Source organism: Taibaiella soli (assembly GCF_003236175.1).
Classification (GTDB): domain Bacteria; phylum Bacteroidota; class Bacteroidia; order Chitinophagales; family Chitinophagaceae; genus QKTW01.
The window spans coordinates 27238-47911 of record NZ_QKTW01000006.1 but is presented as its reverse complement, the minus strand read 5'-3'; the positions used below and the strand labels follow the sequence as shown (position 1 = coordinate 47911).

The 20674-nt window shown below is 41.8% G+C and carries 14 protein-coding genes; 4 read left to right on the top strand and 10 right to left on the bottom strand.

From position 1 onward, the window contains the following. Positions 1–79: 79 nt before the first annotated feature. Both DN068_RS03750 and DN068_RS03745 read right to left on the bottom strand, forming a co-directional pair. A complete protein-coding gene (locus DN068_RS03750; protein ID WP_110997554.1) occupies positions 80–820 on the bottom strand; it encodes a LytR/AlgR family response regulator transcription factor in 741 nt (246 codons plus the stop codon). Continuing rightward, the gene (locus DN068_RS03745; RefSeq protein ID WP_110997553.1) at positions 783–3836 is read right to left on the bottom strand and encodes a sensor histidine kinase; all 3054 of its coding nucleotides are present in this window, start codon (positions 3834–3836) and stop codon (positions 783–785) included. Before DN068_RS03745 ends, DN068_RS03750 begins: the two co-directional genes overlap by 38 nt. 675 nt (positions 3837–4511) lie before the next feature. Between DN068_RS03745 and DN068_RS03740 the strand changes: the two genes are divergently transcribed. After that, a complete protein-coding gene (locus DN068_RS03740; RefSeq protein ID WP_123985226.1) occupies positions 4512–5096 on the top strand; it encodes a hypothetical protein in 585 nt (194 codons plus the stop codon). Positions 5097–5116: 20 nt separating this feature from the next. Here DN068_RS03740 and DN068_RS03735 read toward each other — a convergent pair whose 3' ends face one another. Together DN068_RS03735 and DN068_RS03730 are read right to left on the bottom strand one after the other, a co-directional pair. After that, entirely contained in the window at positions 5117–7414 is a 2298-nt protein-coding gene (locus DN068_RS03735) for a GH92 family glycosyl hydrolase (RefSeq protein WP_243630083.1), read from the bottom strand. A 171-nt stretch (positions 7415–7585) separates the two neighbouring features. Then, the gene (locus DN068_RS03730) at positions 7586–8404 is read right to left on the bottom strand and encodes an SDR family oxidoreductase (protein WP_110997551.1); all 819 of its coding nucleotides are present in this window, start codon (positions 8402–8404) and stop codon (positions 7586–7588) included. Positions 8405–8479: 75 nt separating this feature from the next. Between DN068_RS03730 and DN068_RS03725 the strand changes: the two genes are divergently transcribed. Then, positions 8480–8845 carry a winged helix-turn-helix transcriptional regulator gene (locus tag DN068_RS03725; protein WP_110997550.1) on the top strand — a complete coding sequence of 122 codons (366 nt, stop codon included), beginning with the start codon at positions 8480–8482 and terminating at the stop codon, positions 8843–8845. Positions 8846–8848: 3 nt separating this feature from the next. On the opposite strand, the gene DN068_RS03720 is transcribed toward DN068_RS03725, so the two are convergent. The 6 genes from DN068_RS03720 to DN068_RS03695 form a co-directional block, all read right to left on the bottom strand. After that, positions 8849–9346 carry a hypothetical protein gene (locus DN068_RS03720; RefSeq protein ID WP_110997549.1) on the bottom strand — a complete coding sequence of 166 codons (498 nt, stop codon included), beginning with the start codon at positions 9344–9346 and terminating at the stop codon, positions 8849–8851. A 113-nt stretch (positions 9347–9459) separates the two neighbouring features. Continuing rightward, a complete protein-coding gene (locus DN068_RS03715; protein ID WP_110997548.1) occupies positions 9460–10233 on the bottom strand; it encodes an SDR family NAD(P)-dependent oxidoreductase in 774 nt (257 codons plus the stop codon). A gap of 355 nt (positions 10234–10588) precedes the next feature. Then, a complete protein-coding gene (locus tag DN068_RS03710) occupies positions 10589–11560 on the bottom strand; it encodes a YeiH family protein (protein ID WP_110997547.1) in 972 nt (323 codons plus the stop codon). Positions 11561–11631: 71 nt separating this feature from the next. Next, positions 11632–12528, bottom strand: coding sequence for a LysR family transcriptional regulator (locus DN068_RS03705; RefSeq protein WP_110997546.1), 897 nt, complete (start codon positions 12526–12528; stop codon positions 11632–11634). Between the two features lie 435 nt (positions 12529–12963). Beyond that, positions 12964–13464: a DinB family protein gene (locus DN068_RS03700; RefSeq protein WP_110997545.1), complete on the bottom strand. Its 501-nt coding sequence runs from the start codon at positions 13462–13464 to the stop codon at positions 12964–12966. 240 nt (positions 13465–13704) lie between these two features. Then, the gene (locus DN068_RS03695) at positions 13705–15129 is read right to left on the bottom strand and encodes a hypothetical protein (RefSeq protein ID WP_110997544.1); all 1425 of its coding nucleotides are present in this window, start codon (positions 15127–15129) and stop codon (positions 13705–13707) included. Positions 15130–15478: 349 nt separating this feature from the next. Here DN068_RS03695 and DN068_RS03690 point away from each other — a divergent pair, with 349 nt between their 5' ends. Continuing rightward, positions 15479–18235 carry a hypothetical protein gene (locus DN068_RS03690; RefSeq protein WP_110997543.1) on the top strand — a complete coding sequence of 919 codons (2757 nt, stop codon included), beginning with the start codon at positions 15479–15481 and terminating at the stop codon, positions 18233–18235. Beyond that, on the top strand, positions 18229–20574 hold the full coding sequence (locus DN068_RS03685; RefSeq protein WP_110997542.1) for an amidohydrolase family protein: 2346 nt from the start codon (positions 18229–18231) through the stop codon (positions 20572–20574). The genes DN068_RS03690 and DN068_RS03685 overlap by 7 nt, the downstream gene beginning before the upstream one ends. The last annotated feature ends 100 nt before the right edge of the window (positions 20575–20674 follow it).

Here is a 20674-nt window from a genome sequence, read left to right as displayed (position 1 = left end):
TTTGCAAATGGTCAGACGTCTTTGAGTCGTCCGACCATTTGACCAATGTTATTTCGCCACTCACTACTCACAAGATTGGCTATTGTTTCGGCGGTTTAATATGTGAAAACATAGAAAGCAGATTGGCACGGGCAGCTGCGGAAACGGGTATTTTATGCTGGTTGTCCATCACTGCGGTGCCTGCATGTTCGTAACGGATCACACGATTAAGATTGATGATGTATGAACGGTGCGCCTGATAAAAGATATCTGACGGCAATAGTTCTTTAAACTTACCAATGTTATACGCGCTGATAATTTCCTGATCCTTGGTCACCACTTTGGTATAAGTGTTTTGCGCCTCCAGGTATATGATATCTTCTGCAGCAACATAGCTGATTGATTTATTTCCCGGAATACCGATACGATGGTCTAGCTGCGAATTATTTTTTTGTGCTCTCCGTTTTTCCTCAATTCGTTTAATGGCACGATCTACGGTATTGGCCAGTTCCACATCATTGATCGGTTTCAAAATATAACCGGTCGCAGAAAATTTAAATGCATTTACTGCATAATCAGAATAAGCAGTCACGAAAATAATCTCGCATTGCAGATCCGGTGCCGACAACAGCAAGTCCATTCCGTTTCTTCCCTGAATGGAAATGTCAAGAAACAGGATATCGCAGGAAAGGGTACGAATAGCTGCCAGGGCTTCTGCCCAGGAAGTGAAAGTATTGATAACAGTCAGGTCATTTCTCACCACATTGAGGCTGTCCACCAAAAGCTCAATGGCTTTTGGCTCATCATCGATAATGACGCAGTTGTAATTGTTGTTCATCATATGGATTTTTTATTTTGATAGTGACACGGGTGCCGGTTTCCGGCGGTTGTTTGTCATAGTATTCAATGGATAGCTTAATTGGCTCATAACGGTTGAAGATGTCAATGAGTTCTTCGATCATTTTGCTGCCGTATGATTCTTTGTTGGTTTGTTCTTCGCGGTAGAGCTGTCTGGACTTTTCACGTCCGATACCGTTGTCTTCAATCATGCAGACAATGGCCTGTTCAGAAGTTTCATAATAAAAGGAAATAATCAAATGGCCATCATGGCCTTTGGGAACAAGCCCATGATTGATTGCATTTTCAATGATCGGCTGCAAAAGCAATGTAGGAATAAAAAGCCCGTTGAGCGTCGCTTCGTCATTGACAATAATCTCATAGGTAAATGCAGGTTCAAAACGAGTTTGCTGCAATTCAATGTAGGTGCGGATGTTGGTGATTTCTTCACGTAGCGAAATATAACGGTGCCGTGACGATTCCAGATAGGAACGCAGCAGCGTTGAAAATTTGCTTACGTGCGCAGACGCTTCCTGCATTTTGTTTTTCTTGATAAAGTACAATGCCGTATTCAGCGTGTTGAAAATAAAATGGGGATTGATCTGCGCGTAGATGGAACGCAGTTCCAGCAACAATAAGTGTTGTTTCTTTCTTCCTGCTTTGATGGTCTGATAACGCGTTAGTAAAATGGTAACGACCAGCAAAGTCAATGTGGCAGTAGTTCCGAAAATCCAGAAAATGATTCGCCAGCGTAAGCTTTGCCACCAGAGCGGCACGATGTATAATGTAAGCGTAATAGGATCACTGCGCCAAACAGCATCCTGTGCCTGAATCGATAAAGTGTATGTTTTTTCTGCCTCTAATTCGGGCAATACTAGGTCAGTGCCATTCAAGTCTTGCCAGGAAGAGTCCGAGCCATTTATAATGTAGCGGTAACTCACAGCGCCGTTGCCACGTGGATTGATAATGTCGAACCCGATTTTATTGACGCCCGGCAGAATCGAAATTTTATTGTGATGTTGTAAATCATACAATGTGTCATGATAAGACACGATCATTTTATAATGTGGTGTTCTGTGCGCACTGTACAGCAGTTCGGTGTCACTTGGAATGGGCTGCATATACGTGCCATTATCGGTTTTTAGTATCACTTTGCCGGAGGCGATGCAGAAACCTTCTATGTTTTGGTACAGGCTGCTCTTGAAATTTGGGTAGAGTACAGGTGCTTCAAATTTTCCCGGGCCGGTGATTTTACTGAACAGCACGCCGAATTTTCCGCCAATGATCAGCGTCCGGTTATGCAATACAGGAAATGAATTCTCCAGATTATAATTGTTGAATAACGCCGTGATAGTACCGTTTCGCAGGTTGATATAATAAAGATGATTATTGTCCTTCAGAAATATATTGCCGGTTTGTCCGTCGGAGATGATTTTTTCTACATTCGTAAAACCAAGGCTCCGGAACAAATTTTCGCCTATAGAAGGGTTCTTTTTCGTTCGGTCGATATAATGGAGATAAACCTTGTAATTGTTGTAAAACCAGATAGCCTGCCGCACAGAATCATATTCGAGGTTGTAAAAGCGGTCTTCATTGATCAGTCGCAGTGAGGCGCTGTCCTGATTGTTGAGCCGCGCATCATAAACGCCCGCTCCCGACATGTAAAAATGACTGCTGTCGAGGTAGTAGATAGCGCGGGTATAAGGCAGTGGTATTTCAAGTTTTTTATGCTGTAGCTCGCTGTAGATTTCTTTATATCGGATCAGTTCCGGTGCACGTTGCATATTATAAAACCAGTATAACGTGCCTTTGTCCAGCAGTAGTGATCGCGATGAATCATACGGAATAATAGAAACAAGCGCAGCGATTGCATCGTATTTGGCGAAGGTTGTATTGCCTGCGGTATCTAGTCTTTGTATGGTTTGTCTGGTATAATTCCACCAATAAGAACCGCCGTCGTGTCCGTTGCCAATGTATTCGTAATCGGCCAATGCTATCTGGTGATATTTTCGAAGCAGGTGCGGCGTTTCATAACCGAAATAGAACCCGTTGGTGCGCGTGCCCAGACAAGTGCCCCAAAAATGATCTTCCGTCATGTAGGATATCAGGTTGACAGGGATATCGCCGTTTTTCATGAAGTTGTTGATATTGTCCGCGGCTGATAAATGCGCCAGGGAATCGATGCGGTAGACATGATTCCCGATATTGGCGTATACGTTTTTCTTGATCTGGCAGATCAGAAAGATTTTTTCATTGAATAGATAGTGCAGCGATATCAGTTCGCCGGTTCTCAGGTCTTCTGCATCCAGATCTTCACCATACATTTTATATCGGTACAGGTAATTGCCGATCACAAAACTTGCTTTCGTTACAAATGTGTCTTTATAAAACAGGTTTGGCAGCGAATCCTGAAACAATAGCTTATAATCGTTGGTGAGTTTGTAGCGTTTCAGGTATTGGCCATCTGCATCTATTATGGTATTGCTGTCTACGAATATTGGTCGGCGCATTCTTATGTCTGTTTCAAAAAGCGTGTCATTCTTTTCAACGTACAGACTATTGGTCGTGAAATTTTTTTGCGCCAGGTAAAAGAATTTGATGTCTGAATTAGACACCATAAAATTGTTCGGGTACAGGGCGGTATGAATGTTTTTTGTATAAACCTCGTGATAATGGGAATTGAGGATATAACCCAGCTTGTTGGAAATCGTGAGCACCCAAAGCCTGCCTTTGCCATCCTGCTGTAAGCCCCATATATCGTTGCCCGGTAAGCCATCTGTGAGCGTGTAAACTTTACAATCGTAACCATTATAGCGCACCAATCCGCGATCGGTACAAAACCACATATAGTTCAGTTTATCGATCGTGAAATCATAAACCGTATTGGATGGAAGCCCGTGGTGGATATTGACATTAAACTGATTATAGTCTTGCGACCTCACTATGAATGAGCATAGCAAAAACAGCAGCAAGCCAACCAGTCGTCGGTAAAAATGAGTCGCAGTAATGTTTGGTTTCATAGCGCGGAACCGTGCTCCGGCTCTTTTAAAATAGTCTTAAACTTAAAAAAAATGTCTTAAAACTCAAGTAGTAAGTGCCGGACATCGGGCACCGCACTTTTCGTTTAAAAAAAAAATGCCGGATCACAACATAAAAGCGTGATCCGGCATCGGTGGTATATTTTGTTTACAGGGAAGGGATTTCAGGTGTTATACCCTCAAAGTACTTAGCCGTATGAGGGGGGACAGGATACTGCAATGATAACGACGGCAGCTCTTTGTGCTGATGGTCATTTAACGAAATGGTCATTTGCCGTTGTGAAACTACCCCCTGATACAGGGAACGCAGGCTGTGGTATTTTCTTATTAATTCAATTTTCTATTTGATGTGCCGATAGTATCCGTTGCCTGTACGAAAGCTGTATTTCGCATAGGAATCAGTTGTATTCACTAAACGATCGTTTCGCCTTCAGCCTTTTTGGGTTATTTTAAAGAATACCCCTAAGGACGAAAGCCCTATCACTCAGAGGTTTTTTGTTGGTAATTTTTTAGTAAAAAGGATGAATTAGATCCCGGCCATTCCTGGCGGGATTTTTATTTGTACGATAACCCATACCAAACCATATAAAAAATTAACCCACTGCTTTTTAACCTTTCTATTCTGGTGACGTCCATAATTAACCAGGATCCATCTCCATGAAAAAACTCTTTCTACTACTGCTTTTTCTACCAATTATGTCCCTTGCCCAGAACGATCTCGATGATCACTCTGTTCCCTGGAATGAGCTGTTGAAAACGCCACTGTCCTGCCGCGTCGTATATGACGACGCTACTATAAATGGAATAGCTCAGCTGGAATATACAGCCTTTGCTACAAGGTTGCTGATAAACGATAATGCTGGCGGGAAGATAGAAATAAAACCCGGCGATCATCAGTTGAAACGATTAGTACTCTATCAGTCGGGCGACTCATTAGTGCTGGTACGTGCCACGGCCACTGCACGTCAGCTCAGCCGTATGCTTTATGAAGGCAAGCTTTCGCTCTACGATAATAATTTTTCGTTCGATCACTGTTCGGTTGGCGCCTATACATCTATCCGGCCGGTGTATCTGAAACTGCCGGAAGCGCCTATCTTTTACACACGCAGTTTCAAAGGTTATAGAAAAGAGTTAGTAAAACTGATTAACAATGTTTACGGCATTCACCTCAATGCTATAGCATTCAATAGTCTGCAGGAGATAATTGCTTATCTGAGTCAGGCAGATGGCGCAAGGTCTTAATGATTATACCGGCAGTTTCTTTATTTTTTAGGTTTACCGCCCATATAAAATACCAGCTCACCACCATTTTTGATCTGATCATACGAAAGCTGATACCCCGGTAAATCCTTGCCGTTCAAAGTTAATCGTTGCACATAGACATTCTTGTCGCTCTGATTTTTTACAGTGATTTTAAACGTCTGACCATTTTCCAGATGCAGGGTAGCGCCATCGATTGCCGGACTGCCAATCTGATAAATATTATTGCCGGGCGCCACCGGGTAAAAGCCAAGCGTGCTGAAAATATACCAGGCGCTCATTTGTCCGCAGTCGTCATTACCGCCAAGACCATCCGGTGTGGGATGGTACATTTTCTTCAGAATCATTCTCACACGTGCTTGCGTTTTCCACGGCTGATGCGTCCAATTATATAAGTAGGCGACATGGTGCGAAGGTTCATTACCGTGTACATAGTTGCCGATGATACCGTCACGGGTTATGTCTTCGGTTTCTGCGAAATATTTATCCGGCAGTTCCATGGTAAAAAGAGAATCCAGATAGCGGACAAAACGGCTTTCGCCACCCATCAGATTCATCAATGCTGCAGGATCATGTGGTACGAACAGTGTATAATTCCACGCATTTCCCTCAATGAAACCTTGATTATTGGTGCTCAGCGGATCAAAGTTTTTCCGGAAAGAACCATCGTTCAGTCGTGGACGCATAAAACCAGAAGCCGGATCATAAACATTGGCGTAATTTAAAGCGCGTTTAGAAAATTCTTTGTAAATATCATCGCGTCCCAGTTTTTGCGCCGCTTGCGCAATGCTCCAGTCGTCGTAAGCATACTCTAATGTATTGGAAACGGAGACGCCGCTTTTTTCATCCGGTACATAACCTTTGTCCATATAATCACCGATGCCTTCGTAATTGCGATGACGGGCAGTGACTACACAAGCTTCTAATGCTTTTTGCGGATCATAACCATTCAGGTGCTCTTTTGCAATAGCATCGGCAATAACTGCTACGGCGTGATACCCCGACATACACCAGTTTTCATTGGCTGAATTGGACCAGACGGGCAGCATGTGTTCCGGACTTTGTTCATAATGTGCCAACATTGATCGAACCATATCGGCATTGCGTTTTGGCTCAATAATATTGAACAACGGATGTAGCGCACGATAAGTATCCCACAGGGAAAATGTAGTGTAGTTGGTAAAGCCATCTGCCTTATGAATATTCTGATCCAGCCCTTTGTAGCGCCCGTCTACATCAGTATAAACAGTTGGATTGATCAGCGCATGATACATCGCCGTGTAGAAATTTTCTTTTTCTGCTTCGCTTTTGGAACTAATCTCAATTTTATGAAGCGCTGTTTCCCATTGCTGCTGGCCATCGGCTTTTACTTGTTCAAAATTCCAGCCCGGAATTTCAGCTTGCATGTTTTGTATCGCACCGTCCATGCTCACGGGGGAGAGCGCCATTTTTACTTTTATCTTTTCCCCTTCTGAAGTGTTGAAATTAAACCAGGCTTTAATCTGCTGCCCGCTGATTTCGGGAAAATCTTTTGATTGATTGAGTTTTCCCCAGAAACCACGGTATACTTCTTTTTTTGAGTCATTCCGGAAACCGTGACTGGTAAAGGGTTTGGAAAAAGATATAGCAAAATATAAAGTGCGGTTACGTGCCCATCCATTCGTCTGACGATAACCGGTGATCAATGTGTCATTGATGACATGTATATAGGTCCACACGTTTTTGTCGGGATAATTATAAATGCCCGATTCCATATCCAGAATGATATGCGCACTGTCTGTTTTAGGAAAACTATATTGATGAAAGCCAACGCGGGTGCTGGTCGTCAGTTCGGCAATGATATTGTAGTCGTCAAGTTTTACCTTATAATAATTGGCTTCGCTGATTTCATTGGTATGTGAAAATGCAGAACGATAACCGCTATGCGCTTGCTGTGCTGTGCCTGGATTGAGTTTCAGCGGGCCGACCGTTGGCATGATCAGAAAATCGCCCAGATCGGAATGGCCTGTGCCGCTGAAATGTGTGTGACTAAAACCAACAATCGTTTGATCATCGTATTGATAGCCAGCACAGTATTTGTAAACGTCGGGGTTGTATTTGCCATTCAGTTCATAGCTGATGGTATCCGTTTCCGGGCTGAGTTGTACCATGCCAAAAGGAGCTGTAGCACCCGGAAATGTATGCCCCATACGTTGCGTACCAATAATAGGATGAACATAAGGAATCAGTTTTTCGCTGGTTTGAGCCATCAATAAATGACCGGATAACAGAAAAGCGAGCGTTAGTTTGAGTTTCATCATTGGTGCAAATGAGCGTCTATAAATATAAGCTTGGAAGTCAAAAATCAAAAGTCGAAATCAAAAGGACGTTGTCATTGCTATTGGGATGTCTCATTAAATACCGCCTATTAAAAAATCTCGCAGCGGCAAGATGTCACTACGAGATTTTTTAATCAGATTCCAACAAGAGTGCTAGACAAACATTCCACTTACTGTTTCCAGGTATTCTTCAATTGGTAAGGACTGGCGCAAAGACATCAGATGATTTCCGGATTCACCAATTACGGTTCTGAATTTATTACTACGACGTTCGGCGAGATCAGCAATTACACATACGATATCCATCGTGTCTTCTTTGAGTTGCGTATGCACGTTCTCAAACATTTGCTTCAGTGCATTCGATTGCGGGTCGTAAGCTTTGATGTCAGAATCGGTATGGAACACCATATTGTTCACAAAATTATTTCCGCTGCTGCCACCTTGTTCAATGAGCCGAAGATCAATATTGAACGGTTTCAACTCGTAGTACAACCCTTCGGTAAGTCCTTCTAATGCAAACTTCGACATATTGTACAATGAGCCTAAAGGAACCGCCGTGGTAATACCCATAAACGAACTCACGTTGATAAACATGCCGCCATTGTTAGATCGGAAGTGCGGAAGAAAAGCGCGGATTACATTGATAGGGCCGCGCGCATTTACGGCAAACTGCCAGTCAATATCTTCTTCTTTTGCCAGTTCCAGTGCTCCGTAAACGCCCATTCCTGCATTGTTCAATACCACATCAATTTTGCCGAAATCTTTAATGGCGTCAGCAACCGCAGTTTTAACCTGGCTGATATTAGTTACGTCCAGTTTGTAGATTTTAACATTTTGATACTGCGTTAATTCTGTTTCTTTTTCCGGACTCCGCATCGTGGCCGCCACGTTCCAGCCATTTTCTGCAAAATATTTAGCCGATGCTTTACCAAGTCCTGAGCTGGTGCCGGTAATGAAAATTGTCTTGTTCATGAGATTTTTTGTTTGTGAACACAAAGCTATGGACGGAATGGTATAACTTTGTAACCAGTATCACGGAGTATACCAATGAAAGAAGAAGTAAAGGAAATACTATCACATCCCAGAAGTCAGACAGAGGAGGTGCAGGCGCTGCAGGACACGATCTATGTGATTGGCGGTAAATGGAAACTGCCGATCATTAATTCTATCTGCAATGGGAACAAACGTTTCCGTGAAATTGAGCGCAGCATTCCTGGGATTACTACGCGTATGCTTTCCCGGGAATTAAAGGATATGGAAATGAATGGGCTGATAAAACGGACTGTTTATGATTCATCGCCGGTATTGGTAGAATATGAATCCACCGAGTATTGCCATTCATTCGGAGACATTATTCTGCAAATGATTAAATGGGGAAAGGCGCATCGTAAAAAAATAAAGGCTGGTAAATAGCCATTATTCCCGCAGCCAGCGAATCATAGACGGGTAGGGAAGCGTATTGTTTGTAACGGCGTTTTTCGGGTCGTAACAAAAACCAGCCCATTGCATTAACGGTAATGAAAGATGATTACCCGATGTGTATTCAGCGATATACCATTGCGAAGCGCCTTTATAACCGTGCTCGTGAAAAACTATCTCCGGCGGAATACCAGTTGCCACGCAAGCCGCATAGCTCCACGCGATTGCCATCATTTCTTCTCCCATTGCTTCTGATGCGTCTTTAACCATACCAACATTTCCACGTAATGAATGACGCTCTGCTGCTGGCATTGCAGCAATGTGCCCAGCTTCGTGCAGGACATCGCCGGGGTATAGTAGTTGTGTAGTGTCGATAATTAATTGACCGTTGCTGATAAGGATGCCCGGCAGAAATGTTTCTTCTGCGATGGTTTCAAAAATAACTTCGATGCCGACGCTTCGTACGAAATCGGTGATGGTGGTCAGGTAGTTCATGGTAATTAAAAAGTCAAAATTAACAAGTCAAAACTTTTCATTGTGAAGGCTCAAAAACTTGTTCGCGTTTGTCACCCCGGGCGAAGTCGAAAGGTTGTATGTGAGCGGAGGCTTTACAGCGGCAAGGCTACACCCGTTAACCGATAGCATTCCGCAAGCAATTGCTCCTGCACTTCGGGATCGGCGGCAGCAGGATGATAACTTTTTTGCCGGAGGTGATAAAAGAATTTTCCGGATACCTTCGCGGCAGGGTCATCGCTAACGGCAAGCCAAGACTGAGTTTCAGAACCTTTGTTGATATCGTCTGGCGCATCAGGTCCACCCATTTTCGTTGGTACCCAACCTGGTTCCAGTGCATTGGAATAAACAGAAGGCCATTTATTGGCAATCGCCATTGCTAGAATCAGATCATGCAATTTAGAATCAGAATAAGCCTGAAATCCGTTCCAGGGGCGGTTATTCCATTCCAGGTCCCGAAGGCTGTCATCGCCTTGCATATGAAGTCCGGAGCTGAGGTAAATTAACCGCTGCGGTTTATTGATCAGGCAAGTGAGAATGTATGGTGCCAGTGTATTGATGGTAAGTAAATGTGGGAGTCCGTCAACTGTTGTGATTTTTCTTTGTTCCTGATAACCGATGGCCGCATTGTGGATAATCGCATCAAACGTGCCCAGTTCGTTGACTTGTGTGGCGACACTAATTGTTTCTTTAATGCTGGAAAGATCACCTGTTACTACAGTTGTTGTTCCCTTTACATTGTCCAGCGCTTCAATGCCTCGTTGATTATTCCGTGCATGTAATACCACTTCATGTCCTGCTGCTACCAATCGTTTTGCTGCCAATTGTCCCAGTCCGTCTGCTGATCCGGTAATGAATATTCTTCCCATAGTTTATAAAGTCAAAAGTTAAAAGGGTAAAATTCAAATGGTCTTGAATTTGAGCCAATCAAATTTACCAAATGGTTCATTGTCAAAGCGCCAAAATGCGATTATTTTAAACGCAGGAAAATGATGCCATTATTTAAGTCAAAATTCAAAAATTCGCTTGCGGTGATCACGCGAGGCAACGATGGAGTTATTATGCACATCATTGCGGAGGATGAGGCCATCTGCTTGGTTAAATGGTTAAAAAAATAGACGGGTATATCATTAAATCGTTGGCAGATTGAGTACCATGAATTCCTTCCTCAGGAATATATTTAGCCAGCTTTTTAACCTTTTAACTTTTTGACGTTTTAACCAATTACCCCACAAGCATAACCGCACTCAGTGCCAGTACCGAAATAAATATCCAAAGCAATACACCTTGTATCAGCGGACGAACGCCGACACTTTTCAGTTTTTGCACAGACAATCCGCAGCCGATCAGGAACAATGTAAGTGTCAATCCGGCTTTAGCAATAGCGACGATATATGGGGAGATAATTGCTGTTGGTGCGAAGTAGGTGTTGCAGATCATTGCCAGGATAAAATAGCCGATGAACCATGGAATTTTAATTTTCCCCGAACCACTTTTAAAAACTAATGCGGTACCCAGTGAGAGCGGAATAATCCAGAGTGCACGGGCGAGTTTTACTGTAGTAGCTACTTCCAGCGCGTGCGGACCGTATTTGCTGGCGGCGCCTACAACAGAGCTTGTATCATGAATAGCGATCGCAGCCCAGAGTCCGAATTGCTGTTCGGAAAGATGCAGCCCGTGACCGATGGCAGGAAATAAAAACAGTGCAATTGAGTTTAGAATAAATACGGTACCAAGCGCAACAGACATTTGTTTTTCGTCGGCATTAATCACCGGCGCGATCGCAGCAATGGCACTGCCGCCGCAGATGGCGGTTCCGGAAGAAATAAGCTGTGAAGTTTTACGGTCTATTTTGAGGAGTTTACCCAGTAGAAATCCAAGTGTAAGTGTTCCGAAGATAGAACAGATGGTAAACAATATACCTTCTTTACCTGCCTGTATCGCGCTGTGCACATTCATTCCAAAGCCGAGCCCGACTACGGAAACCTGCAATAGTATTTTGGTTGCTTTGCTGTTGAGCTGTGCAAAAGGGTGACCGATGGTATTCGCAAATATTATCCCGGCAAGTAAGGCGATTGGTGCAGAAACCCAAGGCGTGAGGCACAATACAGCGGCAATGATGAAAATAATCTTCCGCGTGTTGTTGCCAATTTTTAATAACCCGGGTGTTTCAGTATTGTGGGTGGAGACTTGCATATTAATTATTTTACTTATGCAAATTTCCGACTTAGTTATAACTAAAGCAAATGACAAATAGTGATGTAGGATTACTTTAGGTTATGATGCTGTATGAATTTAATAAACGATTCTGCCAGCCTTGAAGGCTTTCCCTGCAGGTGTATCAACGAAAACGGACGTTCAATTTTTAAGCCCGGAATGGTAAATACCCGGAACTCATTTTGCGCTAACTCGTGCTGTATCGCATTGCGCGAAATAAAAGCCAGACAATCAGAATGAAGCAGGTATGATTTGATGGCTTCGGTAGCATCTAGCTGCATTTCAACAGAAAGATCCTGCCATTTTATTCCCGTCTTTTTCAAAGCGTTGAGAATAACTTCTAATGTACCGGAGCCGTGCTCCCGCATGATAAGCCGTGCGGATTGCAGGTCTGCAATCTTGAGCGTTTTCTTTTTACCCAGCGGATGTTCTGTCCGGCCTACCAGCAATAATTCATCCTTCCGGAAAGGAATGTACTTGATCTGTTTATTACGGGTTTGCCCTTCAATAAAGCCCAGATCCATAATGCCGGAAAGCAATCCCTGCTCTATATATTCTGTGTTGCCGCTGATCAATTGCAGTGTTACTTCGTTGTTTCTATTCCTGAAATCAGCAAATAAAGGGGGAAGTACATACTGTGACAGAGTAGTGCTTGCGCCAATAGTCAGTGTGCCTTTGGCAATGCCGCTCAATGCATACATTTCCTGTTCCAGACTTGCGTAAGTTTGTTCCAGTGAATTGGTATAACGAAGCAGCGTTTTTCCACCTTCTGTTAGCTGGATGCTATTGCCTTTCCGCTCAAACAATTTTGTTTTGAAATGCTCTTCCAGTCCGCGGATGTGTTTGGTCACCCCCGGTTGTGTAATAAATAATTCTTCCGCAGCCTTGGTAAAACTCAGCCTCCGGGCCACTGTATGAAAAACTTGCAAACGGAAATCGAAGATCATGCCGTTAAATTAATTCAAAAGTCAAAATTTAAAAATCAAAGCTTCTTTGCGGCGTTTCAACTCGCTCGGGGTGACACACGAGAAGGGGACTCACAACTGCCGACTCACTACTCACAAATCAGAAAAATCAGCAATAAAAATTACTTGCTGACATAGGGGTGTCACTAGCCCTTTGTTGTTTTGTATCGTAATGACAAAAACGATGTGCCTTATTACTGTATGCAAAACATTTGGCAGGATAATCCGCTTCTGCTTTTCACTCACCGGCAAGATCTGCGATCTCTGGTAATCCTGAGGCCAAGATCCAAGATTCAAAATTGAAAATTCAAAACGCCTTAGGTTGATGCCCCAAACAAAAGAGTTCCTGCATTGCGCAGGAACTCTTTTTAGCTAAAACTTAAACATAAAACTTGCAATGGAGCACTTGCAACTTTTTTACCCAATTGCTTCATGAATTTTGTTTAGCTGGCGCAAATGTCTTTGTGTGTGCGACTCAATCAGATTTACCACTTCCAGTTTAGTGAGCTTGCCGATGCCCGGAAATTCAAATGAGCCACACATTTCAGATAAGTCCTGTGTTTGTACGGCGTTTTCCAGTTTCGACCATTGATGGTGTAATGTGTTGAGCAACGGTTCTTTTGCATGAAAGCCGTCTTGCGGCGTAAGGCGTTCCGGTGCCTTATACTTTGCATCGAAATTGAGAAAGATGTCTCTGATTGCCTGTACATGCTGCGCCGGGTCACGGTCTGAGGGTGTTCCCGGAACAAACAACAATTCTACGCCATTGGCTTTTACGATATGCTCTGCAACCTGCCCGCCTGTCCAGCTGCCTTCATACGGTGTTTTGTTCATATCGGCTTCGCTGAATGCGGACAGACTATCAATAAAGCGACTACCAGTATTTTTTACAGCAGTTGCCAATTCTTGAGTGCTCATAACGATGTGATTTTTTTAAGTGAAAATGCAACCTAAATGTACCGAAAGCTAAAGTCAGACCGGGGCGCAGCACACGACAATAACAGGGTTGTTTGCGACACTATATCGCTGATGTCCTGATCGCGGGACGTCTGATGTTTGTATAAAAAATCGGCGCTGATACGAGGTATCAACGCCGATGATAATTTAGGTATGTTGTTTAAATATCGGCCTCTGATTTCAGATTTCGAGATTCGAAAACTAGTGCCAGAACTGACTTGTAGTATGTCTTCTGAAACGCTGCGTAGCTTCGATATTGGCACGGAGCATTTTGTTTTGAGTCGTAGGTTTCGGTTGTGCAGCCAGGTAAGCAGGAATAGATTTGAATGCCATTACCATATCATAGTCCATTGATGTTTGTCCTGCATCGAATGCTTCATTTGGTGCAAGGTCTCTGAACCAGAGATTCCAGTTTTTACTGCCCGGAGTATACACGAAGAATGCTGTATCTGAGTTCTTAGGGAACGGCGCCGGCAGCAGGAATGATTTAAATGTATCCTGTGAAGGGCTGTGACAGCTCATACAAGAAGACAACGGCAGATTGTTATAAACAACATTCGGTGAATCGATATTCACAGCCTGCTGTGCTACTGCGCCGTCATTCGGACCACTCAAACGACCGCCCCAGCCAAGTGTTTCTTTACTGTAGAAAGGTGCTTTTGGATTGATCACTGTTTCAGATAATTTCGGATACGGTGGTTTGATCGGGCTGATCACGTTTGGATCATCGCCCCACATTGCGCCGAGCGGTACCATTTTATCCCAGAAATTACCTTTCGCATCTTTATCATAAACAAACGTAGAGTAGACCCAGCCTGTTTTTGGCGACGTTTTGCTGTCTTTCACAATAATATCCATCTGGAAGAAACTGACTTTACGCATCTGATAACCTTTCTTCGGATTTTCTTTCGTTGGAATAGTATCGTACACATCAAAAGTCAGTGCGTCTTTCAATACTGGCCATTGCGGGAAGTTAACGTTAGAGAAAGCGAGTTTTACGATTACCGAGCCTTCTTTAAACTGAGAGGCATCATTGGCAAGATTTACTTTCTGTCCTGTTTTACCCCAGATTTGTCCCACCGTATAAGCCGCTGTCGGATCATATAACACCACCGCATATCCGGCTTCGTCTTCTTTCAGCGTTTTAAACATATTGGCCGGGTTACCATTACCGAGATAAGCACCGAGAATAGCTTCACGTTGACTGCCCATCCATGGCTCATGATACCAGCCGTGCTGTGCCGCATTCCAGTTTTTATTGTCGGTAAAGAACGGCAGGAGGTTTGGCGCAACGTACGATTTTAATGAATCCATATAAGCCATGGTATTCTTATCAGAGATCGGCTGGCCATTCAGCGCCTGTTGCCAGGATGGATTATTGACCGGCGTTTCTGTAGTCGGGTAATCATGACTTAACACAAAAAGCGGTGCATCATACTGCTGTTTCGATGGTACCGAATCGCGGTGGTTTTGAAACGCTCCATTGAGGGGCATTTCCATCGCCTCGGTTTTCGTGGAATCTTCTTTTTGCTGATTGCTGTTGCCTGCGTTGTTGCAACTGTAGGTCGCTAATGCCATAGCGGCCGCCGCGGTCAGCACGACCGGCAGGTTGAATGATTTTTTCATGATGTGGATAGTTTAATAATTGTAATTCCTTGTTTAGTGCTCTTTCAGTATTACAATTGTCACATAAATGTAAGTCGCTAAAAATCTGATTGCAAGGATTTAGGCAAAAAACAGGTATTTCTACGGGTATGGATCCCCAAAAATGGCGAGTTGGGTTCAGGTTGTTGATCTTACGTTCGGAATCCAGGGATTGATGCTTTGAGGTTCAGCGTTTATATTCCGAAAGTTTCTGTTAGAAGCGCTATTGTTAGGTTTTGGGGAATTTGTAAAGGGTAAACGAGTGATAATGAAAACATAACGGAATAAATTGCTTGAAAATATTTATATATTGCACGTGAATAAGCGCAACATGGATATTAAAATCAACCTGTTAAACAGTACTGATGCAAAGCACTTCTCGCCGGAAAATCAACATGAAAATGAACTCGTACATCGTAGGGAATTTAATCGGGTCGATGAATGGATAGACGCCAGAGTTAGACTTATAAATGATGTTAACAATAGTGGAGGAACGAAAAAGTTTCTTAGAACCCATGATGCAGTTAGTGTATTGGGGGGGAGAGGTACTGGGAAAACAAGCTTTCTTCTAACAATAAAAGAATATTGTTTGAAGCAAAAACCTGAAATACAGATTTTGGATATCATTGACCCTACTCTGATTGAAGAAAAAGGACACGTTTTTCTTAACATAATTTCTTTGATTAAAGATGTTGTAGATAGCCAGCTTGATACAAATAATTGTGATCCAAGAAGTGCTGAATTTCACAGGAAAAATGTATGGATCCAAAAGGTCGAGTCTTTAGCCCATGGTTTGCCCTCGTTAGACGGCATCGGTACAGAACTTACTAATGCGGAATGGCAGGACCCTGAATACATTATGCAACGTGGTATTCGTGCGGTAACATCTGCGCGTAAATTGGAAGAAAATTTCAACGACCTTATTACATACGCCTTAGAGATCCTTAAGAAAAAAGCATTTTTGTTAATACTGGATGATATTGATGTAAGCTTCACAAAAGGATGGCCAGTACTAGAAACTATAAGAAAATATCTTACATCGCCTCATGTCTTTACAATAATAAGTGGCGATTTTAAACTCTTTTCATTATCCGTTCGAAAACAACAGTGGAAAAACTTTGGTAAGGCTCTTCTGAAAAATGAAGCTGATTTCGGTGGAAGACGTGATGAATACAATAACATTGTAACCGAATTGGAAGGACAGTATCTAAAGAAAGTTCTAAAACCTGAACGTCGAATTCATTTAACGACTCTGGGGGAAAAGCTTCTGTATAAAGGGCGTCGAGATGACCGCGAACCACCTGCAGAAATTTCTCGTGGAGATTCACCTATCCTACCAAAGCCATCTCCCAAAGCAGATGGGTATAATATTATGATTCAAATGCTTTCTAATGGTGAAGTCATTTTACGGAATATTAGGGATACTTATGAGTGTGTTTTTGTAAAGTTTGGGATAAAAAATTCTTATCAAGCCGAAGCGTATCGATCCTACTTTTTGAATTTGCCTCTGCGGTCTCAGATACGTTTTCTGTCAATTTTTATGAATTCGGATTATAGTTTATTACGAAACGATATTTCTGATGTATTTCTCAGTGAGCTATTTGATAAAAAAATACAGATAAGTACGTTTGAGGGACGAGAGCAATTTTTATCACCGACGATCTTAAATTTATTAATCCAGGAAAAGAAATTCGGTGAAACATATCAACTACAGCCGACCACAACCGACGAAGTTTTGAACGCATGCCTCGTGGCTCTGAATTTTATTTTAAGTGAAAGTATTAAGAACAGCCCCTTTTTGATTTTCGATTATTTCATCAAGATTGGTTATTTGAGGAATCTTCTTAGTACAGTTGGATATCTTGATGGTAAACAAAGTTTAAATAATAATCTTAATGCGGCGATCCCTTCCGTAGAAGGGATATGTAAGCACGCAGCTTTGTTGCAAGATCGGGTACTGCGTGATAGTGCGGCATTAATGCTCTCGTACATGGTGGGAGTAAAAGGGACTACTAGTAAAGGAGCTAATCAGCCTGAAGGTTCAGTTCAATTGAAGGGGCTTGCTTCTTTAGGGAAAAGAGGGGATTCGAACAGGATAGATTCCGTCTTTAAACAGGCTGATATTACTCAGAGTATTCTTATTAAACTTCCGGCCAGTATAGCATCTCCCGCTCATCGACAAAGTTCTATGGTCGTCTATTCTATTTATACACTTTTAGGAGCTATTGCGGAGTTGATCAGAAGAGCAACCGAGGATGATCTGGATAATGGTTTTTTAGAATTGTCACAGATACGGGAATACAGTGCGCCAAATTTTGAACGATCTCTTACTGACAATGATGATATAAATGACATAGTTTTTGACAAAGAAGACCAAACAGAAAATGCTACAGAATTGAAATCGTATGCGGAGTGCTGGATTAAACTGTTTGATGTAGATGCAATTTCTCCACATTTATTGGGTAAAATTTCGACAAGGATGTTTTATGCTTTTGGGAATAAAAAAAGCCGCCCTCAAAATGCCGGAGATGCAATGCATCGAATGGTTATAACATTTATGAATGCGATACTAGTGGAAGAAGCAAAAGAAAATCTGAAAGATGCCGCTAATATTAACATCGATAATGCAATTGATACTGATAAAATATTTTTAAATAATCTAATAAAACTCAGTTCTAAGGCTTCAGAATTGCCATTTTCGAAATGGATGATTTCGTGTCCGCTATTACTTTGCTATCTAAACGGAGAAATTACGAAAAATGGATCGTTTCAGACGTTTATATATCCAGAAATATATAACGAGAATCGGCAATTGTCGGTTTATAAATTGCTTTCAAATATAGATACCGTTTATAATGGTCAGAGTGAAACAATGAATAACGAATTATATAGCCTAGACGCAATTGTTTCGAACGAGGATCTTTATAACTACTGTCGAAATAATAACATTCCATATGATTTGATGATGGATTCAAAAAACAATGACCAGATTTACAAGATGTTTCCCCGATTTTTTAATGTCGGTAGTAAATCTAGCAAGGCTTGGAATTTCAGAAAATACATAAATGGTAATTCTTTGGAATGGTAGTTTCAGTTATGCTCCGTCATTTGCTCAACGACGACCTTTCATTAAGCGAATATGTCGAAGGCTCTAAGGTGTCGTTCACAGACGTTAAACGACGATTATTTCTTAAAACGAGAGAAGCCGCGCGAGATATACCGGACCACTACTATAGGCTGCTGCAGGAAAATGTATTTAATGACAAGAAGACTATAGAGGATCTTCTATGTCTGGGTATATATGATATTGCCAAGGAATATCTGGAGATACGGGCAGATATTGTGTATGTTCAGCAAAATAATCAAAATGAATGGCAGGAATTATTAACATATATCCCACCCTTAATATTACAAGCCGCTTTTTTGCATGGACAAAAAACTTTACGTGATTTAAGAGCGGAAACCATTAATGAATATTATAGCCATTACATTGTGCCTAACTGTAGATATACGGCGTTGCCGCGGCCGTTTATTCCACATCTCCAGGGCTTTTCGGCATTACACGGCGGATTTCATGATTTACATGTTCATCTTAACGGAACTACAGAGACGGATCACGTTTGGCAAGATCATTTAAGTTATCCGGAGGTTGTCTATAAGGAGTTGTCCAAAGGGTTTTCGAAACCAAAAGTTAAAGAGCAATTAGAGCAGGAATCTCATTTGCTCAAACCTCTAAAATATTTAAACCTATTACATATAGCAAGGCGAATTAGGCAAAAACTATTTGAATTTATTTTTAAACAACGCGCGGAATCAGGTAAACAAAATCCCGAGCTATTATTATACAAAATAGTAGATACTACTAATGACGTAGGTTTTAATAAAAGCCCTTTTTGTAGACTTCTATATTCTGATGACGATAATGCGATGAGAGTTGAAATGCTGATGTATATTTTGGTATTCCGGCATATGCAAGCGCAACCAGGTTCGATTGTTGCATCTCTTTTTCATTTCTATCTGTTGATATGTGGATTGTGTAATCGTTTGCTGGTTCAGCAAACCCATCAACATGGTTTCGAACAATTTCAAAAACATACTTTGAATGGGTTAAGGGAGTTTAGCGAAAAAACATATGCCAAGCGTTTTTTTCAAATGCAAGGAAATGAAATGAACAATTTAGCATTTTTGGAAGGTAGGTTCTCTCCGCAAAAAGATAGAGGGAAAAATATATCTATGATGCAGGCAATTGAACGTGGTTGGCAAAAGCTGAATGCAAATTTAGCAGTAGGTCCTGGGTTTAGTTTAGTTGGGCATTTTATTAAGGGGCCTGACAATAATTCTTCGAAACTTATCCGATACAAATCCTTAAGAATTGATTTATGGCAAAGAGCTCTTGAACTTAGATCCTTTATAGACCACGGAGGTCATTACTCACAAAGTATTGTAGGAATTGATGCCGCATCAAGTGAATTTGATACGCCGCCTGAAGTATTTGGACCGGTATTTAGATATATGCGCAGGACCGGTGTTCTGCATTTTACTTACCATGCAGGAGAAGATTTCTTTCATATTTTATCGGGGTTACGATCTGTTTATGAGGCAATTGTCTTTACAGAGCTCAGTAAGGGAGATCGTATTGGGCATTGTACGGCAAGCGGGTTGTCGGTAAAAAGATGGCTGTCGATAATTGGCGAGCAAATGTTGATTCGTAGAGGTGAGTGGATGGATACTTTGGTTTTTGTTAGACATTTAATTAAAAAAATGAATGTTGAAGAATTGGCAAATGTTGTACCGGCTTTGGAAAGTTATATATTGAAATATTTTAAAGAAATATTTGGTCTGCAAAGGGATGTGCAGGATATTGAAGAAGCTTGGCTCTGTCGAAAATATTGTCCTATGATTTTATTCAATAGGAATGACAAGGCTCGGGCTCGCTTGTTGGATGTGTACGACGATGGCGAATGGGATCAAATCGCAAACGCAAATATTAGAGTAGAAACGGTGGAAATATTACAACTTTACCATTCCGCTTTTTTCAGAGGAAAATATAATGAACCAATTTTAATTAACTCTCAAGAAGTAATAAATGAAAATCATATTGAAAAACTTCAATTGATTTTGCTTCATTTTATGCATAAGAATGAGATTATAATAGAGACATTGCCAACAAGCAATGTTAGGATTGGACACCATAGAAATTTTGAAACCTATCATCTCTGGAATTGGTTTAAATGGGAAGAGGACGGTTGGTGTATACCACCTATTGTTGTCGGAACAGATGACACTGGGATATTTGCAACTAATATCTATAACGAGTATGCAAATGTTTATTGCGACTTGATTAAAAAAGTGGGACGGGACAAGGCGATGACATTTATTGGACGCTTACAGCAAAATAGTGTTTTATATAGGTTTCAAAGAAGATAGCTCTTTGTGAATATTTGTAATCGAATTAAACAGCAATTCCGAATCGTAAGTCTAGCAGAAGAGCCTACATGGAGGCTTTCTACTAGACTTACACAGAGTC